We start from the raw sequence: 25,940 nt of genomic DNA, 5'->3' as shown, positions 1-25,940 counted from the left end.
CCAGAATAGTGGAGTTCCGGCGCCCGGCCGGGCTGACGGTATTGCCGGACCGGGTGTTCCGGACGCGGTTGGTTGGCAGGCCTGCCAGAATGGGGTCCGTGACCGTACCGAAAAGCTCCCTGGATTCCGCCGCCGGCGGCGACGATGCCGCCGGCGGCGACGATGCCGCCGACCGTCGGGCCCTGCTCGTGGACGCCGAAATCGATGACGTTCCCGCGGCGGAGCCCACCCGGGTCGGCAGCCGCCGCACCCTGGCCTATCTGGGCGTGTGCCTGGTCCTGATCGGGCTGAACCTCCGGACCGTATTCTCCAGCTTCTCCGCGGTGCTTCCCGAGGTGACGGCCGACGCCGGACTGCCGGGCTGGGCCGTCGTCGTCCTCACCACCGTGCCGGTGACGCTGCTGGGTGTGTTCGCGCCGCTCGCGCCGGTCCTGGCCCGCCGCTTCGGGGCCGAGCGGGTGTTGCTCGGCGCCATGGCGGTGCTCACTGCCGGGCTGCTGCTGCGGCCGCTGGAGGCCGGGGGCGCCGGGCACCTGCCTGCCTTGTTGGCCGGAACGGCGGCCTGCGGTGCCGCGATCTCGCTGTGTAACGTGCTGCTGCCCGGCTTGGTAAAGCGTGACTTCCCGCACCGGCTCGGCCTGATGGGCGGGCTCTACACCACCGCGATCTGCGCCTCCGCTGCCCTTGGCGCAGGGTTCACCTACCCGGTCTTCAGCGCGACCGGGGAATGGACCGCGGCGCTGCGGTTCTGGGCGCTGCCCGCCGGCGTTGTCCTTCTGCTGTTTGTGCCGCTGGCCATCAGGCAACGCCACGGCACCCACCAGGCTTCGCGCGGCGGCGTCAATGTGTGGCGCTCGGCGGTGGCCTGGCAGGTGACGCTCTTTATGGTCCTCCAAGCCATGATGTCCTTCAGCGTTTTCGCTTGGCTGGCCCCGATCCTGCGCGAACGAGGGGTGGACGGCGGCACGGCCGGGGTGATCGTCTCCGTCTCAATCGTTCTGCAGATGCTCGGTTCCTTGTTCGCCCCGGCGCTCGCCACCAGGTTCCGGGACCAGCGGGCCATCAACACCGTCGTGGCGCTGATGACCGGTTGCGGCTTCGCGCTGAGCATTTTCGGCCCGCTCGAGCTGATCTGGCTGTGGACCGGGCTGCTGGGCCTGGGCCAGGGCAGCCTGACCGCCGTCGCGCTCACCATGATCATGGTCCGCACCCGCGACGGGCACACCGCGGCGCACCTGTCCGGCATGATGCAGGGTGTGGGCTACGGGGTGGGTTCCACCGGCACCCTGATGGTCGGCCAGCTGCATCAGGCTACCGGGTCCTTCGCGGCGGCCGGTGTGATTTTCCTCGCGGTTGGTTCGCTGGCCGCGGTGTTCGGCTACCGGGCCGGGCGGAACCGCTTCATCGGCGGCTGACCTAACCCCTGCCCTCCCCGCACCACACGATGCCCTATCAGTTATGGCTGTTCTGAGCCTTCAGAACAGCCATAACTGATAGAGCAACCGGCGCCGCACCGGGTCAGGCGGTGAGGTCCTTGCCCTTGGTTTCCGGGATGGTGAAGACGAAGGCGGCGGAGATGGCCAGCAGTACCAGGGCGTAGATGTTGAACAGCTGCGGCATCTGCAGGCTCGTGCCCAGCCACTGCTGAAGGTACGGCGCGGTGCCGCCGAACAGGGCCACACAGATCGAGTACGGGACGCCGACGCCGACCGTGCGGATGCTGGTGGGGAACAGCTCCGCGTAGACGGCGGGGACGATTGCCGCGCTCGCGGCGATGAAGATCAGCATCACCGACATGCTTACGGCCAGCTGCCAGGCCGAATCCTTGAGGAGGGCGGTCATCGGAAAGTGCATGATGCCTGCGCCGATCGCGCCGGCCCACAGCACCTTTTTCCGGCCGATCCGGTCCGAGAGCTTGCCCCAGAACGGCAGCGCGGCGATGAAGACGATGTTGCCGATCACGCCGGCCCAGAGCGCTTCGCCGCGGTCGATCTTCAGCGCCGTGGTGGCGTAGCTGGGGGCGACGACACCCCAGATGTAGTAGATCACGGTCAGGCCGACCGTCAGGCCGATGACCTGCAGCGCCTGCTTGCGGTGCCGGACGATCTGCGGCCAGATCGGCGCGCGCTTCTCCGCCAGGGCTTCACCGGCGAAGACGTCCGTCTCGGGCAGCCGGGACCGCATGATCAGCGCGTACAGGCCCATGGCCGCGCCGACCAGGAACGGAATCCGCCAGCCCCAGGCGTTCATCACTTCCGTGCTCATGACCATGTTCAGCACGGCGCCGAGCAGCGTACCGAGCAGAATCCCGACTGTGCCGGAGGTGTAAATCAGGGTGGCCCAGAAGCCGCGGTGTTCCTTCGGCGCCATCTCCGACAGGTAGGTCTGCGACGATGGCAGCTCGCCGCCGTGCGCCAGGCCCTGCACGAGGCGCGCGACCAGGAGCATAAAGGACGCCCACGCGCCGACGGTGGCGAAGGTCGGCGCGACGGCGATCATCAAGCTGCCCACCGAGGCGAGGCCGACTGCGAGGGTCATGGACGCCTTGCGGCCGATCCGGTCACCGATCCAGCCGAACAGGAATCCGCCGAAAGGGCGCGCCACGAAGCCGACGGCGAAAATCGCCAGCGTGGACAGCACGGCCGAGGCGGGATCGGCCTTGCTGAAGAGCTGGCTGGCGATGAACGGCGTGAACGTGGCGTAGATGGCCCAGTCGTACCATTCGACGGCGTTGCCGATGCCGGTGCCGATGATCGTTTTGCGGGTGGAGGTCCGGGGTGCCGTGGGCACGGACGTGGTGGCGGTCATGGTTTCTCCCTCGGGGGTGGGGTTAGGAAAGGGTGGAGGCGGCGGCGGTGTCGCCCGCGCCGGGAAGGCCGGCTGCTGCCAGCGCGGCGAGCCGGCTAACGGCGAGTTCCGCGTAGAGCGCGGCCCCGTCGGCCAGCACGCCGTCGTCGAACGTGGCGTACGGGGAGTGGTTGAACGCGGCGGTGGCGTGGTCGGCGTCGCGGGGAACGGCGCTCAGCCCGATGAACGTGCCGGGGACCTCGGCGAGGACCCTCGAGAAGTCCTCGGAGCCGCTCAGCGGGGTGGCCCAGCGGGCGAGCCTGGAATCGCCGAACAAGCCCTCAATGACGGTCTCCGCGGTGCGGGTCTCGTCCTCGTCGGTGATGGTGAGCGGGTACTCCTGCTGGTAGTCGACGTCCACGTCGAGCCCGTGCGCCGCCGCGATGCCCTTGAGCAGGCGCGGCACGGCCTCCATCATCTTCTGCCGGGATTCCTCGGAGAAGGTCCGGATGGTGGCCTCGATGCGGGCGGTTTCCGGGATGATGTTGCGCTTGGTGCCGGCCTGCAGCACGCCCACCGACAGGACCACGGGATCGAACATGTTGAACTGGCGGGTGACCATGACCTGGAGGGCAGTGACCATTTCGGCGGCCGCGGTGACCGGGTCCTTGGCCGAGTGCGGGGCCGAGCCGTGGCCGCCGGCCCCGAGCACGGTGACCGTCAGGCCGTCCGAGGAGCTGAGCATCACGCCGGGCTTGGTGCAGAACGTGCCGTACCGTTCCAGGGCGGAAAAGACGTGCATGCCGTAGGCCGCGTCCACCCGTCGGCCCGCGGCGTCAAGGACGCCTTCCCGGATCATGTGGCTGGCGCCGTCGAAGCCTTCCTCGCCGGGCTGGAACATCAGCACGACGTCGCCGGCCAGCCGGTGCCGGCGTTCGGCCAAGAGGGTCGCGGCGCCGGTGAGCATGGCGGTGTGCAGGTCGTGGCCGCAGGCGTGCATGGCGCCGTCGATCCTGGAGGTGAAGTCCACGCCGGTTTTTTCCTGCACCGGCAGGCCGTCCATGTCCGCGCGAAGGAGCACGGCCGGGCGGGTGTCCGCGCCGGGAGCCTGTCCGCGCAGGACCGCGGTGACGGACGTCGTGTCCCGGCCGAGCGTGATCTCATAGCCGAGCCCGTCGAGGGCCTGGAGCACCTTCTCCTGGGTGCGGGGCAGCGTCAGCCCGATTTCCGGCTCCCGGTGCAGCTCGTGGCGGAAGCGGGCAAGATCCGCCTGCATTTCGCGGGCGTCTGCGGTGATCGGCACGTGGTCTCCTTTAGGTTCGGTTCGGCCGGGTTCGGCCCGGCGGGGTCTTGGGTCTATTCTGGAGTGACCTGCCTCACAGGGCCATAAAGGCCTGAAAAAATGCAAAATGCACTGCCTATCGCAGGTTTCGTGCATCGCCGGAGGGAAATCATGGAACTCAGCGAGGATGACCTTGCGCTGATCAACGTCCTGCAGATAGCGCCGCGCCTGAGCTGGGCGGATGCGGCGGACGTGCTGGGGGTCCACGCCACCACCCTCGCCGCCCGCTGGGAACGGCTGCGGACCGCCGGCGTCTCCTGGATCACGGCCCACCTGATCGGCGACCCCCACCAGATGTGCCTGGCGTTCGTCGCAGTGGATTGCGAAATGCACCGGCGCCGGGAAGTCACCGCCGAACTCGCCGGGATGCCGGAGATCATCACGGTGGAGGAGGCCGCCAGCAACCGGGACCTCATGCTGACCGTGATCACCTCCTCGCTGGATGACTTCAGCACCAAGGTGGTTTCGCGCTTGAAGGAGATCGACGGTCTGATCAAGTACCAGACCGCACTGTGCACCAGGCTGCACGCCAGCGGCGGCACCTGGCGGCTGAATGTTCTGAGCCGGGCCCAGCAGGCCGCTGTTAAGGCGATGGCCGGCCCGGATGCCCCCGGTGTCGTCCGGGCCGCCGCCAGGGACGATTTGCCGGCCAGCCACCTGGCGCTGCTGCCTTACCTGGCCAAGGACGGGCGGGCGACGGCGGCGGACATTGCCCGAGGGCTGGGCAGGCACCCCGCCACCGTGCAGCGACAGCTGAACCGGGTGCTCGCCAGCGGGATCCTGTCGTTCCGCTGCGAGGTCGCCCAGCGCTTCTCGGCGTTCCCTGTGACCTGCCAGTGGTTCGTCAATGTCCCGGCCGGGCGGCATGAGGAAGCGGCCGCTGAGTTGAAGACGATGCGGAACGTGCGGCTCAGCGCGTCCACCACTGGTCCGACCAACTTTGTGATCATTATGTGGCTGCAGTCCCTGGCGGACGTTATGAGCATCGAGTTGGTCCTGCAGCAAAAAGTGCCCGGGATCGTGCTCGTCGAAAGCGTGGTCATGCTGCGCACCGTGAAGCGCGTGGGCTGGATGCTGAACCCGGATTCCCGGGCGAGCGGCGCCGTCGTCGTTCCTGCCGAGGGGATCGGCGCGGCCGGCTGAACCGGCGGGGTCCCGCCCGCGCGGCGCGGCGCCAGGCTGCGGGCCGTGGCAGGTTGCTGCCCGCGGCGGGCTCCCGCCGGAGACGCCGTTCGCATAAGCTTCATCCCTGAGCCCCGCTGCCAGCCCGCCATCCCGCGAGGAGCGCGCTCCGGAAATGGCCGGAATTTTCCACCGCCGCTACGGCCTGATGGGCGGGCTCTAGACCACCGCGATCTGCGCCTCCGCTGCGCTTGGCGCAGGGTTCACCTACCCGGTCTTCAGCGCGACCGGGAATGGACCGCGGCGCTGCGGTTCTGGGCGCTGCCCGCCGGCGTTGTTCTTCTGCTGTTTGTGCCGCTGGCCATCAGGCAGCCCCACGGCACCCACCACGCTTCGCGCGGCGGCGTCAATGTGTGGCGCTCGGCGGTGGCATGGCAGGTGACCCTCTTTATGGTCCTCCAAGCCATGATGTCCTTCAGCGTTTTCGCTTGGCTGGCCCCGATCCTGCGCGAACGACGGGCACACCGCGGCGCACCTGTCCGGCATGATGCAGGGTGTGGGCTACGGGGTGGGTTCCACCGGCACCCTGATGGTCGGCCAGCTGCATCAGGCTACCGGGTCCTTCGCGGCGGCCGGTGTGATTTTCCTCGCGGTTGGTTCGCTGGCCGCGGTGTTCGGCTACCGGGCCGGGCGGAACCGTTTCGTCGGAGGCTGACGGACCCGGAAAGAGCGCCGAGGGTGTCCTATCCTTGCTGGCCGGGGGCCCGGATGATTCGGCGCCGGGTTGCTGCCGCGATGGCTGCGGTGCGGTTGTCCACACCCAGTTTGCCGTAGATGTGCACCAGGTGCGTCTTTACGGTTGCCTCCGAGATGAAGCTCTGTTTCGCGATAGCGCGGTTGCTGAGCCCGGTCGCCAGCAATTCCAGCAGTTGGACCTCCCGCTGCGTGAGGACAGCTGTGGGATTGCTGATCCGGTTCATCAGCAGGGCCGCTATTTTGGGAGCCAGGGCAGTCTGTCCGGCGGCGGCAGCCAGCACGGCCTGCCGGATCTGTTCTGGCGGTGCATCCTTGAGCATGTAGCCGCTGGCCCCCGCCTCGACGGCGGCCAGGATGTCCGCATCCGTGTCGTACGTGGTCAGGATCAGGACCGGCGGGGCGGCCTCCAGCAGCTTGATCTGCGAGGTCGCTGTGACTCCGTCCATGCCTGCGCCCATTTGCAGGTCCATCAGCACAACATCCACGCGGTCGCCCAGGGTTTTCAACCGTTTGAGTTCCTTGAGCGCTGCGTCGCCGTCGGCTGCTTCGGCTGCCACCGAGATGCCCTCGAATTCGGTGAGCATGGCCCGCAGCCCCGCCCTGACAACGGGGTGGTCATCGACCAGCAGGATGCGGATCTCGTTCATTGTTGTTCCCTCTCCGGGGCGTCGTCCAGTGGCAGCCGGATGGCCACCACCGTACCCTCCCCGGGGGCTGATTCGATCTCGAGCGAGCCGTTGAGCGCCGTGACCCTTTCCTGAAGTGACCGGATTCCGAAACCGCTTCCATCCGTCCGTTCGTTCATCCGGGCAGCCAACCCGGCGGGGTCGAAGCCGATGCCGTCGTCGTAGATGTCCATGGTGACTTCACTGCCCAGAAACGCGACGGTCACAACTGCGTTGCCCGCTTTCGCGTGGTCCCTGACGTTGGCGAGGCTGGCCTGGGCTGCCCGGAGCAGGGTCACCCGGTACGGCTGCGGCAGCTCCGCGGGGGTCCCGTCGAGCTCGAACCGGCACCGCAGCCCAACGCCCCCGGCCGCGGAGCTGGTCTCCGTGGTGTCGCAGAGCCTGCGAAGGGTTTCCACCAGGGAGGTTTCCTGCAGATGAGGGGACGATAGTCCGCGGACGAAGTTCCGGGCTTCGGCGAGGTTCTCCGAGGCTGTCTGCTGCACCAGCGCGAAACGTGCCGCCGCGGTGGCCGTGTCCCCGGCGGCGAGCGACTTTTCGGCCGCGCGGGCCACCAGCACAATGCTGGAGAGCCCCTGGGCAAGGGTGTCGTGGATTTCCCGGGCCAGCCGCTCGCGTTCGGCCAGGACACCGGCGTCGTGCTGGGTTGCTGCCAGCTCCGCACGGGTCCGGCGGAGTTCATCGGCTGCACGGCGCTGGTTCTCGGCTTCGCGGTACAGGGCACGGTAGGCCAGCCCGGTCACGACCGAAAACGCCGCGCCAAACAGCGGACCAAGGACCACGGCGAGCTGCGGGGCGGGAAGTCCGCTGGCCCCCCACTGGGCCGCAATCACCGCGATCGTCATCAGCGCGATCATCGGCAGCGCCACCGGTCGCGGCAACAGGTGCAAATGCAGGAAGAAGAGCGGGAAAGCCAGCCATGCGAAGTCGGAACTTCCGGCCAGCAGGAGGGCCCACAAAGCGGTGACGATTCCCAGCCACAGGACACCGTAGCGGCGCGGATCGCGCGCTGTGCTGCCGGCGGCGAAGCGCTTTTCCATCATGGTGCCGGTGAGGTAAACCCCGGCCAGAACAAGCGCTGTCCCGGCCAAGGCATACCGCCCGGGGTCCCTCTCATTGGACACCAGGAGCCTCAGGACAGCCACTCCGAGCAGGGCGGCGAAGCCGACGTGCAGGGTGACCCTCAGTACGCGCAGGATCGCAACGGAGGGCGCAGCGTCCAGTCCGCGAAGCGGGTCGCCGGGTCGGCTAAGACCGGTCCCGTTCCGGGCGTGGAGTGGTTCCGTGGCAGGCATTGGATCAGCTTATGCCTGCCCGGCCCGGGCCGGATCAATCAAATGGTTGACCCGGGGCTCAACCATTCTTCGACCGCGGCTCAATCAACTGCACGATGGCGCCGCCGCCTGCCCGCGGGAGAGTGGATCTAGGAGCTTTTCCGGCCACCGCCTCACCCACTGAAAGAAGAACAAACGTGTTTCTTGCCATCCGCGATATCCGCTTCGCCAAGGGCAGGTTTGCCCTGATGGGCGGCGTCGTTGCCCTGATCACCCTGCTGCTCGTTATGCTCTCGGGACTCACAGCCGGGCTGGGCGACCAGTCGACGTCGGCCATTGACAAACTCGGCGCCACCAACGGCGGGGGAGTCGACGCCAAGGCAGTGGACAGCATCGTCTTTGGCGCCCCGGGCACCAACGAGCCCAAGGCCTCCTTCACCGAAAGCGAAGTCACCGCCGCCCAGCTCGACAGCTGGAGAAACCGGGCCGGCGTCCGGAACGCGGAGGCAGTGGGCATCAGCCAGACCCGGTTCCAGGCCGTGGCCGCGGATACCGGGGCGGGTACCGGCACCACCAACGTCGCAGTCTTCGGTGTCTCGCCGGACGCCCGGCTGGCGCCGTCCCGGGTCACCGCGGACACCGTGGTGATCGGCAAAACCGTCGCCAAAGCCCTTTCCATGACAATCGGGGACAGGGCCAGCGTCGGGGGAATCGAACTGACCGTCAGTGCAGTGGTCGAGGACCAGTGGTACTCGCACACCAGCGTCGTCTGGACAGCGCTTCCCGCCTGGTCGAAGCTGGCCCACCTGAGCGACCCGGAGCAGCTCGGAACCGTCGCCGCCGTCACCTACAACGACGGCGCCTCCGTTGACGAGGCAGCCGCGAACGCAGCAGCCCGCACCGTAAGTGCGACACGCACCGGATCCTTCCAGGCACTGGGGTCCTACAAGAGCGAGAACGGCTCCCTGCTTCTGATGCAGGCGTTCCTCTACGGCATCTCCGCCCTGGTCATCGTGGCCTTCCTGACCGTATGGACCGTCCAGCGGACCCGCGACATCGCCGTGCTGAAGGCGATGGGCGGATCAAGTGCCTACATCCTGCGTGACGCCATCACCCAGGCCGCTGTCGTGCTGCTGGCCGGGGCCGGACTCGGCGGCGGGATCGGCATCCTCGGCGGCTTCTTCGCCGCCCAGGCAGCCCCCTTCCTGGTCAACCCCGCAACAACACTCCTGCCCATCCTTGGAATCATCGCCCTCGGCCTTGCCGGAGCGGCGCTGGCGGTCCGCCGCGTCACCAAGGTCGACGCCCTCATCGCCCTCGGCGGGAACTAAAACCTCCCCGGACGCCTGGCCGCGTCCGCAGCGCAGATCCCGGCCCGTGCACATTTTGAAAGGAAACAACACCATGTCCTCTACCTCCAGCTCCCGCACCTCCGAGCGCGGTCCCCTCCACCTCGTCAACGTCAGCCTCGAATACCCGGACGGGGACGGAACCATCAAGGCCCTTGACGCCGTGAACCTCACCGTACAGGCGGGTCAGATGGTCTCCCTCGTCGGTCCGTCAGGTTCCGGCAAATCCAGTCTCCTCGCCGCCGCCGCCACCCTCGTCCGCCCCACCCGTGGCCTCGTGATCATCGACGGAACTGACGCCACCGGGCTCGGCGACAAGGACCTCACCGCGCTGCGTCGGGAGAAGATCGGCATCATCTTCCAGCAACCGAACCTGCTCGCGTCCCTGACGGCCGCCGAACAACTCATCATCGGCGATCACCTGCGCGGAAAGTCCGTCAAAGCCGCCCGTGCGAAAGCCGCGGAACTGCTCGACGTCGTCGGACTCTCCTCGAGTGCGGACAAACGGCCGCACCAGCTCTCCGGCGGCCAGCGCCAGCGGGTCAACATCGCCCGCGCCCTGATGGGCGATCCCAAGGTCCTGCTCGTGGACGAACCCACCGCGGCCCTGGACCACGAACGCAGCGGCTCGATCGTCCGGCTCCTGCGCCGTGTCACCGACGACTTTATGGTCGCCACCGTTATGGTCACCCACGACACCGAATTCGTCCCGCTGACCGACTCGGTCGCCACCATGCGCGACGGCAAGCTCACCGCCCCCGTGCTGACCACCGTCTGATGCCCAGCACCCCGGATGTGACTTTAAACCTGGAAGCGCCGGACGCCAGCTTCACTAAATGGCTGCATTCGCCGTCCGCGGCCGTGACCGCCGCGCTGGCGCTGCGGCAGCGTGAGCCGGGAATCCCGCGCTAGGGCGCGAAGGGCCTGCTGTGGCATGCTTCCCTTAACCTTCTGGCGTTATTCGTTGAAAGCTCCAGCAAACCCCCGGACCGGCACTACCTCAGTTTTGGTTGATGTTTTAGAGCTGCGTCCCTGACCACCGATCAGGCCATGCCCGCACTCCGACCCGCCCGCGTTTCGAGCCTAAATTCAGCAGGCATCTTCGACCGCGACTATTTACTCGTGACCCTGGGTGCCTGCGCCTTGGTGTTCCTGGCCGCTTTCGAATCGCTGGCGGTGACCACGATCATGCCGGTGGTCAGCCGTGAGCTGGATGGGGCTGCCCTCTACGCCCTGGCGTTTGCCGGGCCGTTCGCCACGGGCGTTATTGGCATGGTGGCCGCTGGCAACTGGTCTGACAGGCACGGCCCGGTGGGGCCGCTGTACGCGTCCGTGGCCATGTTTGCGGTTGGGCTGCTGGCCGCCGGAACGGCCGGGAGTATGCCGGCCCTCGTGGCAGGCCGCCTGGTCCAAGGCCTCGGCGGCGGCGCAATTACGGTGGCGCTGTATGTCGTGATCGCCCGGGTTTATCCGCGGGCACTGCACCCGAAGATTTTCGCCGCTTTTTCCGCGGCCTGGGTGATTCCTTCGCTGGTGGGCCCCTTCGCCGCCGGCCTCGTGGCGCAGCTGGCCAGTTGGCACTGGGTCTTCCTGGGCGTAGTGGGGCTTGTGGTTCCGGCCCTGCTCATGATTGTGCCGGCACTGCGCGGACTGCACGGCACGCCCGACGCCGACATCCCGGAAGGCGCACCGCCGGTGGACATGTCCACTGGCGGTGCGCGGAAGGCCTGGGGCTATGGCCGGCTTGCGTGGGCTACCCTCGCGGCGCTCGCCGTCCTCGGCTTGAACCTCTCCGTCCGGCTTCCGGTGGCCGGCGGAGTCGTGGCCGTTGCCGCCGTGGCCGTGGCCCTGATCGCCGTCCGCCCGCTGGTGCCGCAGGGCACTTTGACCGCCCAACGCGGCCTCCCCAGCGTCATCCTCACCCGCGGCTTAGCGGCTGCTTCGTTTTTCGGCGCCGAGGTTTACCTGCCCTACCTGCTGGTGGAGCGATACTCCTTCACACCCACTTTCGCCGGGCTCACCCTGACCGGCGGCGCCGTCGCCTGGGCCGCCGGCTCCGCAGTCCAGGGCCGGCTCGGGGAGCGCCTGGATCACCGCCGAGCAGTCCGAATCGGCGCGGCGTTGGTGCTTGCCGCAATCGCCCTGGTGCTGGTGACCACGGTCCTCGGCTGGCCAGCCGTCGTCGCGATCGCCGCGTGGGTACTCGCCGGAGGCGGCATGGGGCTGATGTACGCCCGCCTCAGCGTGATGACCCTGGGCCTGTCCAGCAAGCAGAACGAGGGCTTCAACAGCTCCGCGATGTCCATTTCCGACTCGCTCGGCGGTGCCCTGTCCCTCGCCACCACGGGAATTGTCTTTTCCGCGTTCACCACGGCGGGCGCGCCGGCGGCCTCCTTTGCCGGCGTCTTCGCGCTTACAGCGGTGATCGCCGCCGCCGTCGTCGTGGTCGCCCCGCGGGTGGCCGCGCCGCAGGCATCGGCGAGGCCCGGCCGGGGGAGGTCGAAGGGTTAGGGCCCGGCGTCCGCCCTTATGTTGCCCGGTTGCCGCGAGCTGGGTGGCCGGGCCAGCCCCGCACGGCACCGCCGCAGGGCACCCCCGCGGGCCAGCCGCGCACGGCACCCGCGCACGGCTCCGGCGCTGGCGCCGGACCTATACTTCAGACCATGACGGTTGGGCCGAGGGTGCTGCTGGTGGAAGACGATTCAAGCCTGGCCGCAATGCTCAGCGAGCTGCTTGCGGGCGAGGGCTACGCCGTGGTGCTGGCCCAGGACGGGCAACGCGCCCTGCATGAGGGTCTCAGCCAGGAGTTCGACGTGCTGTTGATGGATCGGGGGCTCCCGGCCATCGAAGGACTGGACGTTCTTGAGCGGCTTCGGGACCGCGGCGTGGATGCCCCCGCACTTATCCTCTCTGCGCTGAGCAATCCTGCGGACCGCGTGGAAGGCCTTGACCGGGGCGCCGAGGATTACCTGGGCAAACCCTTCGACGTCGACGAGCTCCTTGCCCGGCTGCGGTCCCTGCTGCGCCGCCATCCGACGCGGGCCGGCGCCGTCCGGGTCCCGGGCGGCATGCTGGACGTTGACGGCCGCACGGTCACCTCAGCCACCGGAACGGTCATTGTCCTGTCCGAGCGGGAAAGTGAGCTGCTGGCCCAGCTGGCCCGCAGCCCCCGCCAGATCTTCACCCGGGACGGCCTTGTCAGCGCGGTATTCCCGGATGCCGACGACGACGGCGTTGTGGACACCTACGTGCACTACCTGCGGAAGAAACTGGGCCGGTCCTCGGTGCTGACAGTCCGCGGAGTCGGCTACCGGCTCGGAGAAATCCGTTGAGGTCCCGTGCCAGCACTGACTCGAAGGGCGCGGTGGTGCGGCTCGCCGTTCAGTTCGCTGCGCTTATCGTGGTTCTGCTCGCGCTTATGGGTGGACTTATGCTCTCCGTCGTGGCCGCCGGCGCCGATGAAGCAGACAACCGGAAACTGGTGGGGGCCACCCTGATTGACTCAACCCGGGATGCCCCGCTGGACGTCTTCCTGGCCATCTCCAGCAACGGCCAGCTGAGCGTTTCACGCAACATGCCGGCAGGACTGCCGGACGTCGCTGCCATCTCCCGCGTGAGTGTGGCCGGCGGGAGCGAACGGGGGAAAGTCCAGGTAGCGGGCCGGACCTATGCCGTTTTAACCGCTTTCCACGACGGCAGGGTGGTCCAGGCCGCCGTCGACCAGCGAGAACGGCAGGAGGAGTCGGACCGGCTGATCCTCGCACTGGTGGTTGCCGGAGCGGCCGCCGCGGTCCTCGCCGCAGCCGCTTCCGTATGGATGGCAAGGCGTGCCATGCTTCCGCTGGTGGAGAGTGTGGCACTGCAGCGCCGGTTCATCGCCGACGCCAGCCACGAACTGCGGACTCCGTTGACGTTGCTTAGCACCAGGGCGCAGCTGCTGCGCCGGCGGCTGATGGGCTCCGGTGCGGCTCCGGCACCGCAGGAGATCGCGAAAGGCGTCGAAGGCATCGTCAATGACTCAAAGCTGCTGACAGGGATCCTGGACGACTTGCTGATGGCGGCCGACCCCCGGGGAGCGGCAGACTTCACACCGGTCAACCTTTGTGTCGTCGGGGGCGGCGCCGCAGCCCTTGCCGGCGGGCAGGCAGAGTCACAGTCCCTCCGGCTGGAAACAGAGTTCCCGCAGGAGCCCGTCGTCGTCCGCGGGTCCGCGGTGTCGCTGGGCAGGGTCTTCACCGCGCTCATTTCCAATGCACTGGACCACGCCAGGACCGCAGTCCGCATCAGCGTCAGTACCCGCGGCAGGGACGCAGTGCTTCGGGTCACCGACGACGGAGCCGGCTTTGCCGCCGGGACAGAGGCGCGCGCCTTTGAACGGTTCGCCTCCGCCCGCCCCGAGGCTCCCGCCACCGGGAAGCCGCGCCATTACGGGCTTGGGCTGGCGCTTGTGGCCGAGATTGTCTCGCTGCACCACGGAACCGTGCGCGTGGAGCCGCATCCACCGGAGGGCGGGGCCTCTATTGTGGTCACCCTGCCGCTTGCCTGAGCGCTTCGCCGGCCGCTGACAAGCCGTGAAGACTCAAATCCGGGGGACAGCATTGTCTAAGAAAACACAAAGAATCCGGGAGGACTATTGAGGTAGCGGCATTCTCACCGCGGAATTCTAGGAGCAGGCCATGGACACTCGAAGCAGCGGCAAACGACTGGCCGCCGGCATCACCGTCACCGTCGCGGCGGGCAGCCTTGTGACCGCGGGGATCGCATCGGCTGTCGTCTACGCCGCCACCCCAAGCACGAAGGCGGCAGCCACCACCAGCACCGGGTCCACCGGTTCGTCGTCCACCGGGAGCGGCAGTTCGAATAGCAGTAGTGGGCGCCAGGTCAAAAGCTACTCCGGAATAACACCCGTGCAGCCGGGCAGCGGCGGAGCCGTCCACGGCAAATCGTCGGGGTCCTGAAATGACTGCCAGCGCATCATGGACCGTCTGGGGCCTGGAAGCCGGCGTCACCGTAACCGAACCGGGCGCGCTCACAGCGGCCGCTGGCATTGTCCGGCGGACCCTCGCCGATATTGACGTTGCTTGCAGCCGGTTCAGGCACGATTCGGAACTGGCCAGGCTGGGTCCGCAACTTGCCGCGGGCGCCCAGGTCAGCCCGCTGCTGGCGCTGCTCGTCGAACGCGCCCTCGACGCCGCCCTCTGGACCGAGGGCGACGTTGATCCCACCTTGGGCAGGGACTTGGAAGCCCTGGGCTACGACCGGGACATCGTGAGCGTCAGGCTGTTCCCCCGCGGCGGGCGCGGGACGGCTTCGGGCCCTGCGGGGCATCCCGTTGCCAGGGCGCGCGCAGGATGGACCCGCATTAGCATCGACGGGCGGACTCTGAAAGTCCCTGCCGATATCCGCCTGGACCTTGGCGCCACCGCCAAGGCCATCGCCGCGGATCGGGCGGCCGATCAGGTCTACTCCGAGTTGGGCTGCGGTGTGTTGGCCTGCTTTGGCGGGGACCTGGCCACTGCCGGTCCGGCACCGGACGGCGGGTGGCAGGTGCTCGTCCAGGATGTCAATGACGATCCGGCCCAGCAGTTGAGCCTCGGTGCGGGATCCGCGATGGCCACCTCCAGCACCCAGAAACGACGGTGGCAGCACGCGGGTGCGCAGGTCCACCACATCCTGGATCCGCGCTTCGGCTTCCCCGCCGAAACTGTGTGGCGCTCCGTCACAGTCGCGGCCCCGACGTGCCTGGAGGCCAACGCGTTCAGTACCGCCGGCGTCGTCCGGGGTTTTCGTGCCGTGGACTGGTTCCGGGACCGGGGCATTGCCGGCCGTTTTGTTGACCAGCAAGGACGGATCATCACCACCGGTGGGTGGCCCAGCGAGCAGCCGACGGCGTTGGGAGGCCACCACCGTGGATGAGGCCATGTGGGCTTTTGGGCGGGTGAGCGGCTTTATCTCCCTGGCTTTGTTCACAGCAACGGTATTGCTGGGCATCCTGACCCGTTCGGGCAGGCCGCTGCTGATCCTGCCGCGGTTCTCCGTCACGCTCCTGCACCGCAACTTCGCCGTCCTCGCCACGGTATTCCTTGGCCTGCACGTGGGGTCGCTGCTGCTGGATTCCTTCGCCAAGCTCAACGTGATCGATGTGGTTGTCCCGTTCCTCAGTGGCTATCGACCGTTTTGGCAGGGGCTGGGAACGGTTGCCCTGGACCTCGTGCTTGCCATTGTCATTACGGGGCTGCTCCGCCATCGCATCGGGCAACGAACCTTCAAGGCCGTCCATTTGCTTAGCTACGCAGTCTGGCCCATCGCGCTGGCCCACGCCATCGGCAACGGCACCGACGGGACCGGCGCGTGGTTCCTGATTCTGGCCACAGCGTCGGTGGCCGCCGTCGGCGGCGCCGTAATCTGGCGGCTTTCCGCCGTCTTCCTCGAAACGTCAAAAGCCCGTCAAGGAGGCCTGCCATGACCCCGCCCAACACCTCGCTTGCCGAAGCTCTCCGGCCCCAGGCGCCGGTGGGGACCTACCGGCTCTTCGCCGCCGGGGCGCACGCTGGACTGCAGGACCATCTCGAGGCCTTTGGGCCACTGGATATTGAAGCGATCGGACCGGACTTTATCCGTGTGCTGGAAGCCTCCGGGCTGACCGGGCGGGGCGGTGCTTCGTTCGCCTCCTGGCGCAAGATGGCGGTGACTGCGGAATCCCGCTCGGCCGGAATCCTGCCGGCGCGTCCGGTGGTGATTGCCAACGGAGCCGAGGGCGAACCCCTCAGTTTCAAGGACCGGACGCTGCTGGCCAATGCCCCGCACCTGGTGATTGACGGCTTGCTGGTGGCCAACCGCGCAGTGGCAGGCTCGCAGATGTACCTCTACGCAGCGTCAGCGAGCCTCGATGAGGCGGCACCTGCGATTGCCGAGCGGCCGGCAGCACGCCGGATCCGGTTGGTTCAGGCACCGGAGGCTTTCATCGCCGGGGAAGCCAGCGCCGCGGTCAATGCCATTGCCACCGGTGCCGCCCGTCCGCTGGACAAGCGGCGCCGGCTGGCCGAATCCGGGCTCAAAGGCCGCCCCACCCTGGTTCTGAATGTCGAGACGCTGGCCCACATCGGTCTCATCGCCCGCTATGGTGCCGATTGGTTCCGCAGCGCAGGGTCACCGGCGGACCCCGGCACCCGCCTCGTCACGGTCTCCGGACCGGGGCCGGCACAAGTGCAGGAGGTTGCCGGAAACGCTGCCCTCGGCGTGATCCTTCGCGACGCCGGAATTGACGCCCGTTCCCTCTCCGCCGTGTTGGTCGGCGGATATCACGGCCGTTGGGTCAGGCCGCTGGACTACCGGATATCGCCCGCCGGCCCGGACGGGCAGACGGTGCGCCCCGGGGCCGGAGTGATCCATGCGCTGCCCGCGGACCAGTGCGGGCTGGCGGCCACGGCACGGATCCTTAGCTATTTGGCGGGGGAATCCGCCCAACAATGCGGACCGTGTATGTTTGGCCTTCCCGCCATGGCCGGCGTCCTGAACCGGATTGCCTCCGGTGAACCCAACCCGCGGCTGACCGGGGAGCTGAACCGGCTCGGCAAACTCGTCTCCGGCCGAGGCGCCTGCCATCATCCCGACGGCACCGTCCAAGTGGTCAGCAGCGCATTGGACATCTTTGCCGACGATGTCAAGGCCCATCTCACCGGCCGTTGCCTGCGGCAGGGCGGACGTGCGGCATGAGCGACTCGCTGCATATCGATTGGACCAAATGCGACGGCCGCGGGCTGTGCACCGAGCTGCTGCCGGCGTTGCTGGCCCGCGACGATTGGGGCTACCCGGTGTCGCGGCGGAGCCGGTCCGGCAACCGCACCGACGTCCCCGTCAGCGCGGGAAGCCTGGAAGCGGCGCGGGACGCCGTCCAGCTGTGTCCCAAGCTGGCCTTGTCGCTCGTGCACGAGCGAAACAACAAGCGGGCTTAGACCTGAACCGCCGTGTACGTCCGCCTGCCTAGCGGGCTGCCAGCCGGGTGGCGCGCAGTACGGCGTCGGTCAGCGCGGCTGCCTCGCCGTCAGGCCCGGTGGCACTGCGATGGCGGGTGTCGACGACGTCGAGCTGCCATTCCGGCGCCGCAATCCCCAACTCGCGGGCCAGGTCTTCGGCGGTATAGAACCGTTCCGGTGAGTGGTCGTGGTGTTGGCTCCACGGCGGCAACCCGTCCGGGTGGTGGCCAACAATAAGCAGCGTCCCTCCGGTACGCACTGCTGCGGCCGCCAGCTGCAGCGCCTGCTGCCAGGGCATCACGGTGGAATGCAGGAACTGGGCCGTCACCAGATCAAAGAGCTCGGTGGGCACCCAGGTGCTGAGGTCCTGCCGGAGCCAGGTGATGCTCCCGCTTTGGCCGCGTTCCCGCGCATGGGCACCGGCCCGTTCCAAGGCGACAGCGGAGACGTCGACGCCGGACACTTCCCAGCCGCGGCTGGCGAGCCAAATGGCGTCCGCGCCCTCGCCGCAGCCCAGGTCCAGAGCCGTTCCGGGCGGAAGGGCAGCGGCTTCGGCGATGAGTTGCGGGTTCGGCTGCCCGCTCCAGATCCTGTCCCTGCTGCGGTACCGCTCGTCCCACATCTGGGCGGCGCCGCTGTTGTCGGTGTGCTCGGGATGATTGTGCTCTGCCATTGCTGTCCTCGCCGCTCGTGTGTTCCTTCCCACATCATGGCAGGGGAAGGCAGCCGGGGACACCGGTAAAGCGGAGCTGCCGAAATATTGACACACAAAAATCACGGCCCGGAAACGCTCGCGAAACGTCGGCGGGGGACTCTGGAGCCGGAGCTAGGAACAAGATCCGGGAGGGAACGGGCAATGACTGCAGGGGGTACGCGGCAGGTTCATTCGTGCGCGGAGCTGTCGGTGGGGGACCGGATTGAGGCGTGGCACAACGGGAAACTCTTCCATCGGGGTGAGGTAATCCGGACGGTGGCGGCCATGGACTTGTTCTGGATCCTGGACGAGCGGACCGGAGCCCGCAAGCTGATCGACACGGAGGCGCTGCTGGTCCTGCGGGCGGAGGCGGCGAACATTCCGGCCGCCGCGCAGCTACCGGCCCGGCCGCCCTCGCACATCCCGCTGTTCCTGGCCCCGGGGTGCTCAGCTGGGGCAGGAAACGGCTCTGGCCTTGCCGGATGATAGACTAGGTGAACTTGATGTGCAGTGATGCCCACTTTGGTCTTGAATGATCGGTCCGGTTCATCAACCGGTTCCCCTGCCGGATTCCTTTCGGTTTTCGTTCAGGGAGTGGGTTTTTTCATGTGAGAGGCACATCCTGCGTCGATGAACGCGTTCTATTTGGTCCCGGCCGCCGGCTTACCCAGCAGCTGGCCGGTTGATCACCTGACTTTTCTTCGGCGAACCCCTGAGCCAACCGGCGCCGGGGGCCGATATCCGCACGGATACCGCCTGAAAGACTTTGAAACCTATGACTACATTTGCTGCCCTCGGCACGCCCAAAGCGCTGGCCGACACCCTGACCGCCCAGGGGATCGTGGAACCGTTCCCCATCCAGGTCAAGACGCTGCCGGACACCCTGGCCGGACGCGACGTCCTGGGCCGCGGCCGAACCGGCTCCGGAAAAACCATTGCCTTTGCCATCCCGCTTGTAGCACGACTCGCTGAGCGGGAAGCGAAGCACTTCCGCAAGCCCGGCCGCCCGATGGGCCTGGTCCTGGCCCCGACCCGCGAACTGGCCACCCAGCTGAATGCCACGATCGAGCCGATGGCCAAGGCCATGGGACTGAACACCACAGTGATCTACGGCGGTATCTCCCAGGCCCGCCAGGAAAAGGCACTGCGCGCCGGCGTCGACATCGTCATCGCCTGCCCGGGCCGCCTGGAGGACCTGATCCGCCAACGCATCCTGACCCTCGAGGGCGTCGAGATTACCGTCCTCGATGAGGCCGACCACATGGCCGACCTCGGCTTCCTCCCGGTGGTCAAGAAGCTGATGGACATGACCCCCAGCCAGGGCCAGCGCATGCTGTTCTCCGCCACCCTGGACAACGGCGTGGACAAGATCGTCCAGCGGTACCTGTCCAACCCGCTGACCCACGCCGTGGATGAGTCACAGGCCGCGGTCACCACCATGGAGCACCACGTGCTGGTGGTCAACGACCAGACCGTCAAGAAGCAGCTGATTGTTGAGCTTGCCTCGGGTTCCGGCCGCCGGGTGCTCTTCCTGCGCACCAAGCACCACGCCCGCAAGCTTGCCAAGACCCTGACCGACGCCGGTATCCCCGCCGTCGACCTGCACGGCAACCTCTCGCAGAATGCCCGTGACCGCAACCTGGCCGAGTTCTCCTCCGGCGAGGTCCGCGTCCTGGTCGCCACCGATGTCGCAGCCCGCGGCGTCCACGTCGACGACGTCGAGCTGGTCATCCACGTGGATCCGCCCACGGAGCACAAGGCTTACCTGCACCGCTCGGGCCGTACCGCCCGCGCCGGTTCCGACGGCACAGTGGTCACGCTGACCCTGCCGGAGCAGCAGTCCGACGTCAAGAAGCTGATGAAGGCTGCCGGCGTCGACGTCAACTTCGAGCGCGTCACCGCCAACTCCCCGTTGGTTGCCCAGCTGGTGGGCGACATGGCCGACAAGATTGATCCGCGCACCCGCGCCGCGCTGCTGGCTGCCAAGTCCAACCAGGGCGGCGGCAGTTCCACCGGTGCCAACGCCGAGCGTAAGCGCGCCCGCCGCACTACCCAGGCGGCACCCACCGCCGGTGGCCGTGGTGGCCGTGGTGGCCGCGGACGCGTTGGAACTGAAGCTCCCCGCACCGATCTTCCCCGGGCCGAGCGCCGCGCCGTGGCCTACGAAGGCCAGGCTGCTGCGCGTAACGCCGCAGATCGTGTGATCGAGCGGAACGAGGACCGGATGGATGCCGAGCGTGCAGAACGCCGCAGCGCCCGGGCCCGCTCCACCTCATACGGCGCGCACCGTAACGATGTTCCCGCTGCAGGTGGCCGCGCTGCGGCCGGCCGCGGTTCGGACGGACGGGCCGCCGAAGGACGCAGCGACGCCCGGGGCGCTTCGGCTCCCCGCAGCGGCGCACCCCGCAGCGGCGCACCCCGCAGCGGCGCACCCCGCACGGGTGCTGCCGCTGGCGGCCAGCGCGGCGGGCGTCCGGCTACGGGCCAGCGGGCAGCCGCCGGCGCCAAGCCCGCTGGAAGCAAGACCGGAGCGAACTCGGCTGTTTGGTCTTCGAACACCGGTGGCACCTCGGGCGGGTCCTACGCGGGCGGCGGCAACGGCAGGTCCAGCGAAAGCCGTCCGGCACGCAGCGGCGGACCCCGCCGGGCGTCCGCTCCGGCGTCGAACGAACGCCGCAGCCGCTAAGCCCCAGCCGCTCCCTGACCTCGCAAGCCCGGTCAGGGAACCCGGCGGTCGTGGGCCCACGTAACTGCCGTTGAGAAGATTCAAAAGGGCAGTTACGGAGCACTCGATGAAGTCTTACCAGCCGCGGGCGCGCCAGTCCTTTAGGTGCGGGCGTTCCGCACCCAGGGTGGTGGGTTTCCCGTGGCCGGGGTGCACGACGGTCTCATCCGGATACACATCGAACAGGCGTGCGCTGACGTCGTCGATCAGCTGGGCGAACCGGACGGGATCCTTCTGAGTGTTGCCTACCCCGCCGGGGAACAGCGAATCTCCGGAGAAGATGTGCGCCGGACCGTCCGGATCCTGGTAGACCAGCGCGATCGAACCGGGGGTGTGCCCGCGCAGGTGCACCGCTGTCACATCAAAGCCGTCGAAGTTCCCGATGTTCCCGTGATCGAGCGGCACGTCCACCGGAACGGGGAGTGCGGCGGCGTCATCCGTCCCGGCGGCCGTCTTGGCGCCGGTGGCCGCTACCAGGCCCGGGAGCGCTCGGACGTGGTCCCAGTGCTGGTGGGTGGTGGCAATCAGCGCCAGCTTCGGCGTGGCGGAGGTATCCGCGGCGGCGTCGGTGAGTAGGCCCTGGATGGCAGCCAGATCATCGGCCGCATCGATCAGGAGCTGCGCGCCGGAGTCCTTGCTGGTGAGCAGATATACGTTGTTGTCCATCTCGCTGACCGAAATCCGGCGGATGGTGATGTCCCGTAACGAGTGAATAAGCGTGTCCATGGGGTTAGTCTACGGATCGGCTATTCGCGGCCCTCGGACACCCAGCTGGGGTCCGCCGAGCGGGAGCCGACGACGGCGTCCGCGGCGGCGTCGAGTTTCTCGAGGTGGGCTGCGGTGAAGTCGAGCGTCAGCGCGCCGAGGTTTTCGTCGATCCGCGCCGCCCTGCGGGTGCCGGGGATGGGGACCACCGGCAGTCCAAGCTTTCGGCCCTGCGTGAGCAGCCAGGCCAGAGCCACCTGGGCAGGAGTTGCGGGCTGGCCGGCAGCGGCAAGCTCGGCCGCGACAGACTGTACGGCGGCCACCACGCCCTGATTGGCGTCCAGGGCCGTCGCGGCGAACCGGGGAATCTTGCGGCGGAAGTCGTTGGTTCCCAGTTTCGAGCCGTCTACGGTGCCGGTGAGGAATCCCCGGCCCAGCGGGGAATAGGGCACAAAACCCACACCAAGTTCGGCCGCCGCGGGAACAACGTGGCGTTCCACATCGCGGCTCCAGATGGACCACTCGCTCTGGACTGCAGCGATCGGGTGGATACTGACGGCCTCACGAAGTTCCTCGGCCGTCACCTCGGACAGGCCGAGATGCCGCACTTTGCCGGCCTGCACCAGCCCCGCCATGGCCTCCACGGTTTCCGCAATCGGAACGCGGAGGTCACGGCGGTGCATGTAGTACAGGTCGATGGTGTCGGTGCCGAGGCGCTGGAGGCTGTGGTCCACGGACTGCCGAATGTAAGCTGCGTCGCCGCGGATATCGGAGTAGCCGGCTGCCGGGTTCCCCACGAGTCCGAATTTGGTGGCCAGTTGCACCTCATGGCGGCGTTCCTTGAGGAGCCTGCTGATCAGTTCCTCGTTGCTGCCTGCACCGTAGATGTCCGCCGTGTCGATGAAGCTGACGCCGGCATCCACTGCATGGTGCAGAGTGGCCAGGGCCTCGGCGGGGTCCACGTCGCCGTAGACCGGAGTCAGGGCCATGCCGCCAAACCCGAGGAGGCTGACCACCAGTCCGTCGCCGAGTTGGACTGTCGCTGCATTCATCTTTGGACTCCTTTTCGCTGCCGGAATTGCCGTCCCAGCCAAGAACCGCACTCGAGGCAAGAGTATTCCGGGCGGCGGCGCCAGAGTCTCCCCACCCTTTGAACGCTGTGTGGCCGGTCCGACGGCGCGTCGCCGGGACACGCCGTCGTTCTGGCTCAAACGCGGGGAGATCCGGCAGCGGATTGCGGCTGCTGTGGCGCCGGCAGCAGCTTCAGTCCGGCCGCGCAGCCCACAATCCCTGCGATAAACAGCAGTTTCAGCGGGCTCGCAGGCTCGACGCCGGTGGCCATCGCCCAGCCGACCGTCAGCGCCGCGCCGATCCCCACCCAGACGGCATAGGCCGTACCGAGCGGGATGCTTTTCACCGCCAGCCCCAACCCCACCATGCTCAGGGTCGCGCTCAACGCGAACACGAGGGTGGGCAGCGGACGGGTGAAGCCGTCGGACTGCCCCAGGGCTGTGGCCCAAACGGCCTCCAGCACAGCAGAGGCCAGCAGGATGAGCCAGGACAGGGTGGATGTGGGCGCCTTGGCCGGCAGTTTCGGCGTACGTTTCGCGGCCATTGTCACACCACCAGCTTCAGGCCGGCGACGCAGGCGACGATTCCGCCGAGCAACAGGATCCGTCCCCGGGTCGCTGGCTCAACTTTGGTGATCATCGCGTAGGCGGAGGTCAGCACCACACCGACCCCCACCCAGACTGCGTAAGCAGTGCCGGTCGGGATGGACTGCATGGCGACCGCGAGGCCGCCGGTACTGGCCAAGACGGAGATGAGGAAGACCACGGCCGGCGCAATCCGGCGGCGGCCGGAGGCCTGCGTTGTCCGGTGCAGGGCCGCAGCCCAGACGGCTTCCAGGGATCCGGACAGTACGAGTATTAACCACGCCATAACAGCTCCTGTGGCCAGTCTTGTCGCGTGCCGGGTACTGATCCGTCGTCCGGAGGCCGCAAAGAAGTCGGCCTTGGTTCCAGCCTAGCAACGCCCCCGCGGTGCGGCGAACGTACGCTCTTCCGACGGGGTTCGGGATGGCTAGTCGGTGACGGCGTCGATGGAGACCACGGCCAGGAAGCCGCGGCCCAGGATCTCGGGGGACGCGGTGTCCGAACCCACGACGGCGTCATAGCGGTCCAGCGCCTGCGGCTCGGTGACTTGCTCGGCGTCGGCTGGGCCACCGGGCGCGACGGCCGCCTGGCCTTGGAGCAGGATGCCCAGCTGGCCCTCGAACACCGGGTGTGCCCGTTTTTTGGAGAGTTCGATGATGGAGGTGAAGCCCTTGAAGGCTCCCCGGCGGGTGATGACGTTCAGGTCGCGGATGTCGCCCGTTGGCAGCGCCCCGGCCGCGGCGGCGTCGCCGGAGAACCGGAAGGGGCGGTATTTCTCCAGCGGGTGTTCGGCGCCGTCGACGGTCAGGAGCAACAGCTCCCCCTCGATTACGGTCAGAACGCGGTCCATGCCGGTGAACGCCGAGAACTCGCCCGCCTTGGCTACCTCGGCGATGCTGACCCGCCAGTCCCAGCCGGCACCTGCGGCGTTGTCCTGCGGAACGCCGGACGAAGGACGGCGCGCCACTTCGCGGGTCACCCCGCCGCCGTTGGGCCAGGGGTGGGCTTTCAACTCGGCATAACGGATGATCTCCATCCCTTCACCTTAGCGAGGCTCCGCCGCCCGTGCGGTCTTGGTAACGTCAGAGGCAGAAAACTCAGGCACACTGCAGAAGGAGCCGAATGTTCGTCAAGGTATGCGGGCTCAGCACCCCGGAGTCGGTGAGGACCGCGGTGCAAGCCGGCGCGGACGCCGTCGGTTTTGTCCTGACCCGCAGCCCCAGGGAAGTGACCCCGGCGCAGGCGCGGGAACTCCTGGCCCACGTCCCGGCCGGGCTCCCCGCCGTCGGTGTTTTCCGGCACGAAACCGTGGCGGACGCCGTCGCCGCAGCCCAGGCAGCCGGGCTGGACTGGGTCCAGCTCCACGGCGACCGCACCCCGGCAGACGTGCGCACCGTGCACGACGCCGGACTCAAGTTGATCCGGGCCGTCACCATGTCCGCCGCGGCGGAGGCGTTCGCGGACTGGGGCGAGGACCTGCTCCTGATCGACGCCGCCGTCCCCGGCTCCGGCGAGGCCTGGGACTACGCCTTGGTCCGCGCCAAGGGGCTGGCCGGGCGCAACTGGCTCCTGGCCGGCGGGCTGGATCCCGCCAACGTCGCCGGCGCGGCCTCGCAGGCAGATGCCTGGGGGGTGGACGTCTCCTCCGGCGTCGAATCTTCCCGCGGGGCGAAGGACCTGGCCAAAATCCGGGACTTCGTGACGGCGGCGAAGCCCTGACCGCTGCCGCAGGAATGCCGCCGGTCCGCACCGTGTTGCCCCTGACATGAAGCGCATCGGATTTTTGTCCTTCGGACACTGGGGCCCCGGCGAGGGCTCCCGCACCCGGACCGCCCGCGACGCCCTGCTGCAGGGCATCGAACTGGCCGTTGCCGCGGAGGAACTGGGCGTGGACGGTGCGTACTTCCGGGTGCACCACTTCGCCCGGCAGCAGGCGTCCCCGTTCCCGCTGCTGGCCGCTGTCGCCGCCCGGACCAGCCGGATCGAAATGGGCACCGGCGTGATTGACATGCGCTACGAGAACCCGCTGTACATGGCCGAGGAGGCCGCCGCCACGGACCTGATCAGCGGTGGGCGACTGCAGTTGGGAATCAGCCGCGGTTCACCCGAACCCGCCCGTGACGGCGCCGCGGCGTTCGGCCATGTGCCGGCTGACGGCGAAACCGATGCGGACATGGCGCGGCGGCACACGGCGGTGTTCCGCCGCGCCATCTCGGGCGCCGGGATGGCGGAGGCCGAGCCGCGCTACGCCGGCGGCGGATCCGGGCTGCTGCCCGTCCAGCCTCATTCCGCCGGCCTCGGCGGGCGGATCTGGTGGGGCGCCGGCTCGCGCGCCACCGCCGTCTGGACTGCGGAGCAGGGCATGAACCTGATGAGTTCCACACTGCTCACGGAGGACACCGGCGTGCCCTTCGACCAGCTCCAGGCCGAGCAGATCAGCATGTTCCGCCAGGCCTGGGCCGACGCCGGCCATCCACACGAACCGCGTGTATCGGTCAGCCGCAGCGTCCTGCCGATCGTCGACGATGAGGACCGGCGGTACTTCGGCCTCAGCGCCCTGCGGGAGAAACGCGACCAGGTCGGGGTGATCGACGGGCTCGTGGCCCGGTTTGGCAGGAGCTTCGTTGGCGCGCCCGACGCCATTGCCGGGGAACTCGCCGCCGATGCCGCCGTCCAGGCCGCGGACACCCTGTTGCTCACCGTCCCCAACCAGCTTGGCGTGGACTTCAACGCCAAGCTGCTGGGCACCGTCGTCCGGCACATCGCACCGGCGATCGGCTGGGCCCCGCAGCCGGCGTCGTAGCCGGTCGGGTTCCGAGAGGCTAGCCGCGCCGCGTTGGCGTGGCTAGCATGGCTCCTTGGGGGAGTA

General features: G+C 68.2%; 27 protein-coding genes, 1 pseudogene and 1 riboswitch. Of the genes and pseudogenes, 18 read left to right on the top strand and 10 right to left on the bottom strand.

The window, feature by feature from the left end; genetic code table 11:
• Positions 1 to 182 precede the first annotated feature (182 nt).
• Positions 183 to 1,415, top strand: a complete 1,233-nt coding sequence (locus tag QK287_RS01895; protein ID WP_282359042.1) for an MFS transporter — start codon at positions 183 to 185, stop codon at positions 1,413 to 1,415.
• A 103-nt stretch (positions 1,416 to 1,518) separates the two neighbouring features.
• Here QK287_RS01895 and QK287_RS01890 read toward each other — a convergent pair whose 3' ends face one another.
• Positions 1,519 to 2,808, bottom strand: a complete 1,290-nt coding sequence (locus QK287_RS01890) for an MFS transporter (RefSeq protein ID WP_226775286.1) — start codon at positions 2,806 to 2,808, stop codon at positions 1,519 to 1,521.
• Between the two features lie 22 nt (positions 2,809 to 2,830).
• On the bottom strand, positions 2,831 to 4,090 hold the full coding sequence (locus tag QK287_RS01885; RefSeq protein ID WP_226775287.1) for a M20 family metallopeptidase: 1,260 nt from the start codon (positions 4,088 to 4,090) through the stop codon (positions 2,831 to 2,833).
• A 150-nt stretch (positions 4,091 to 4,240) separates the two neighbouring features.
• Here QK287_RS01885 and QK287_RS01880 point away from each other — a divergent pair, with 150 nt between their 5' ends.
• Together QK287_RS01880 and QK287_RS01875 are read left to right on the top strand one after the other, a co-directional pair.
• Positions 4,241 to 5,272, top strand: a complete 1,032-nt coding sequence (locus QK287_RS01880) for an Lrp/AsnC family transcriptional regulator (protein ID WP_226775288.1) — start codon at positions 4,241 to 4,243, stop codon at positions 5,270 to 5,272.
• A gap of 175 nt (positions 5,273 to 5,447) precedes the next feature.
• A pseudogene (locus QK287_RS01875) lies at positions 5,448 to 5,966 on the top strand (hypothetical protein); the annotation flags it as partial.
• Between the two features lie 28 nt (positions 5,967 to 5,994).
• Here the strand turns inward: QK287_RS01875 and QK287_RS01870 are convergent.
• Both QK287_RS01870 and QK287_RS01865 read right to left on the bottom strand, forming a co-directional pair.
• Positions 5,995 to 6,654 (bottom strand): response regulator transcription factor, encoded by a 660-nt coding sequence (locus QK287_RS01870; RefSeq protein WP_226775289.1) that lies wholly within the window; start codon positions 6,652 to 6,654, stop codon positions 5,995 to 5,997.
• Positions 6,651 to 7,988, bottom strand: coding sequence for a sensor histidine kinase (locus tag QK287_RS01865; RefSeq protein WP_282358908.1), 1,338 nt, complete (start codon positions 7,986 to 7,988; stop codon positions 6,651 to 6,653). The genes QK287_RS01870 and QK287_RS01865 overlap by 4 nt, the downstream gene beginning before the upstream one ends.
• Before the next feature lie 176 nt (positions 7,989 to 8,164).
• On the opposite strand from QK287_RS01865, the gene QK287_RS01860 reads away from it, so the two are divergent.
• The 11 genes from QK287_RS01860 to QK287_RS01810 all read left to right on the top strand — a co-directional run bounded on the left by QK287_RS01860 (position 8,165) and on the right by QK287_RS01810 (position 17,271).
• Positions 8,165 to 9,298, top strand: a complete 1,134-nt coding sequence (locus tag QK287_RS01860; protein WP_226775291.1) for an ABC transporter permease — start codon at positions 8,165 to 8,167, stop codon at positions 9,296 to 9,298.
• 73 nt (positions 9,299 to 9,371) lie between these two features.
• Complete coding sequence (locus QK287_RS01855; protein WP_226775292.1) at positions 9,372 to 10,094, top strand: ABC transporter ATP-binding protein; 723 nt, start codon at positions 9,372 to 9,374, stop codon at positions 10,092 to 10,094.
• A complete protein-coding gene (locus QK287_RS01850) occupies positions 10,094 to 10,228 on the top strand; it encodes a hypothetical protein (RefSeq protein WP_282358904.1) in 135 nt (44 codons plus the stop codon). The genes QK287_RS01855 and QK287_RS01850 overlap by 1 nt, the downstream gene beginning before the upstream one ends.
• Before the next feature lie 138 nt (positions 10,229 to 10,366).
• Positions 10,367 to 11,827 carry an MFS transporter gene (locus tag QK287_RS01845; protein ID WP_282358902.1) on the top strand — a complete coding sequence of 487 codons (1,461 nt, stop codon included), beginning with the start codon at positions 10,367 to 10,369 and terminating at the stop codon, positions 11,825 to 11,827.
• Positions 11,828 to 11,979: 152 nt separating this feature from the next.
• Positions 11,980 to 12,648 (top strand): response regulator transcription factor, encoded by a 669-nt coding sequence (locus QK287_RS01840; RefSeq protein ID WP_282358901.1) that lies wholly within the window; start codon positions 11,980 to 11,982, stop codon positions 12,646 to 12,648.
• On the top strand, positions 12,645 to 13,862 hold the full coding sequence (locus QK287_RS01835; RefSeq protein ID WP_226775296.1) for a HAMP domain-containing sensor histidine kinase: 1,218 nt from the start codon (positions 12,645 to 12,647) through the stop codon (positions 13,860 to 13,862). Before QK287_RS01840 ends, QK287_RS01835 begins: the two co-directional genes overlap by 4 nt.
• Before the next feature lie 130 nt (positions 13,863 to 13,992).
• On the top strand, positions 13,993 to 14,274 hold the full coding sequence (locus QK287_RS01830; protein ID WP_282358899.1) for a hypothetical protein: 282 nt from the start codon (positions 13,993 to 13,995) through the stop codon (positions 14,272 to 14,274).
• A 1-nt stretch (position 14,275) separates the two neighbouring features.
• A complete protein-coding gene (locus tag QK287_RS01825; protein ID WP_282358898.1) occupies positions 14,276 to 15,232 on the top strand; it encodes an FAD:protein FMN transferase in 957 nt (318 codons plus the stop codon).
• Complete coding sequence (locus tag QK287_RS01820; protein WP_282358897.1) at positions 15,225 to 15,782, top strand: ferric reductase-like transmembrane domain-containing protein; 558 nt, start codon at positions 15,225 to 15,227, stop codon at positions 15,780 to 15,782. The genes QK287_RS01825 and QK287_RS01820 overlap by 8 nt, the downstream gene beginning before the upstream one ends.
• Positions 15,779 to 17,032, top strand: a complete 1,254-nt coding sequence (locus QK287_RS01815; RefSeq protein WP_282358896.1) for an NADH-ubiquinone oxidoreductase-F iron-sulfur binding region domain-containing protein — start codon at positions 15,779 to 15,781, stop codon at positions 17,030 to 17,032. Before QK287_RS01820 ends, QK287_RS01815 begins: the two co-directional genes overlap by 4 nt.
• On the top strand, positions 17,029 to 17,271 hold the full coding sequence (locus tag QK287_RS01810; RefSeq protein WP_282358894.1) for a ferredoxin: 243 nt from the start codon (positions 17,029 to 17,031) through the stop codon (positions 17,269 to 17,271). The genes QK287_RS01815 and QK287_RS01810 overlap by 4 nt, the downstream gene beginning before the upstream one ends.
• A gap of 28 nt (positions 17,272 to 17,299) precedes the next feature.
• Here QK287_RS01810 and QK287_RS01805 read toward each other — a convergent pair whose 3' ends face one another.
• Entirely contained in the window at positions 17,300 to 17,965 is a 666-nt protein-coding gene (locus tag QK287_RS01805) for a class I SAM-dependent methyltransferase (RefSeq protein WP_226775302.1), read from the bottom strand.
• 183 nt (positions 17,966 to 18,148) lie between these two features.
• Here QK287_RS01805 and QK287_RS01800 point away from each other — a divergent pair, with 183 nt between their 5' ends.
• Together QK287_RS01800 and QK287_RS01795 are read left to right on the top strand one after the other, a co-directional pair.
• Complete coding sequence (locus tag QK287_RS01800; RefSeq protein ID WP_282358891.1) at positions 18,149 to 18,472, top strand: hypothetical protein; 324 nt, start codon at positions 18,149 to 18,151, stop codon at positions 18,470 to 18,472.
• 289 nt (positions 18,473 to 18,761) lie between these two features.
• Complete coding sequence (locus QK287_RS01795; protein WP_282358889.1) at positions 18,762 to 20,672, top strand: DEAD/DEAH box helicase; 1,911 nt, start codon at positions 18,762 to 18,764, stop codon at positions 20,670 to 20,672.
• Positions 20,673 to 20,786: 114 nt separating this feature from the next.
• Here the strand turns inward: QK287_RS01795 and QK287_RS01790 are convergent, their stop codons facing one another.
• The 5 genes from QK287_RS01790 to QK287_RS01770 all read right to left on the bottom strand — a co-directional run bounded on the left by QK287_RS01790 (position 20,787) and on the right by QK287_RS01770 (position 24,107).
• Positions 20,787 to 21,437, bottom strand: a complete 651-nt coding sequence (locus QK287_RS01790; protein WP_226775305.1) for an MBL fold metallo-hydrolase — start codon at positions 21,435 to 21,437, stop codon at positions 20,787 to 20,789.
• A gap of 20 nt (positions 21,438 to 21,457) precedes the next feature.
• A complete protein-coding gene (locus QK287_RS01785; RefSeq protein WP_282358886.1) occupies positions 21,458 to 22,468 on the bottom strand; it encodes an aldo/keto reductase in 1,011 nt (336 codons plus the stop codon).
• A gap of 155 nt (positions 22,469 to 22,623) precedes the next feature.
• Entirely contained in the window at positions 22,624 to 23,031 is a 408-nt protein-coding gene (locus QK287_RS01780) for a multidrug efflux SMR transporter (protein ID WP_226775308.1), read from the bottom strand.
• Positions 23,032 to 23,033: 2 nt separating this feature from the next.
• Entirely contained in the window at positions 23,034 to 23,357 is a 324-nt protein-coding gene (locus QK287_RS01775; RefSeq protein WP_226775309.1) for an SMR family transporter, read from the bottom strand.
• Positions 23,358 to 23,366: 9 nt separating this feature from the next.
• A riboswitch (guanidine-III (ykkC-III) riboswitch) is annotated at positions 23,367 to 23,435 on the bottom strand.
• A gap of 63 nt (positions 23,436 to 23,498) precedes the next feature.
• Entirely contained in the window at positions 23,499 to 24,107 is a 609-nt protein-coding gene (locus tag QK287_RS01770; protein WP_226775310.1) for a HutD family protein, read from the bottom strand.
• 86 nt (positions 24,108 to 24,193) lie between these two features.
• On the opposite strand from QK287_RS01770, the gene QK287_RS01765 reads away from it, so the two are divergent.
• Both QK287_RS01765 and QK287_RS01760 read left to right on the top strand, forming a co-directional pair.
• Positions 24,194 to 24,790, top strand: a complete 597-nt coding sequence (locus QK287_RS01765) for a phosphoribosylanthranilate isomerase (protein ID WP_282358881.1) — start codon at positions 24,194 to 24,196, stop codon at positions 24,788 to 24,790.
• Between the two features lie 46 nt (positions 24,791 to 24,836).
• Positions 24,837 to 25,874 (top strand): LLM class flavin-dependent oxidoreductase, encoded by a 1,038-nt coding sequence (locus QK287_RS01760; RefSeq protein ID WP_253031891.1) that lies wholly within the window; start codon positions 24,837 to 24,839, stop codon positions 25,872 to 25,874.
• The last annotated feature ends 66 nt before the right edge of the window (positions 25,875 to 25,940 follow it).

The sequence above is a fragment of the Arthrobacter sp. AL05 genome, assembly GCF_029960715.1.
GTDB lineage: Bacteria > Actinomycetota > Actinomycetes > Actinomycetales > Micrococcaceae > Arthrobacter.
Note: the sequence above shows the minus strand (reverse complement) of the source record. Positions and strands in the feature narration are given on the sequence as shown.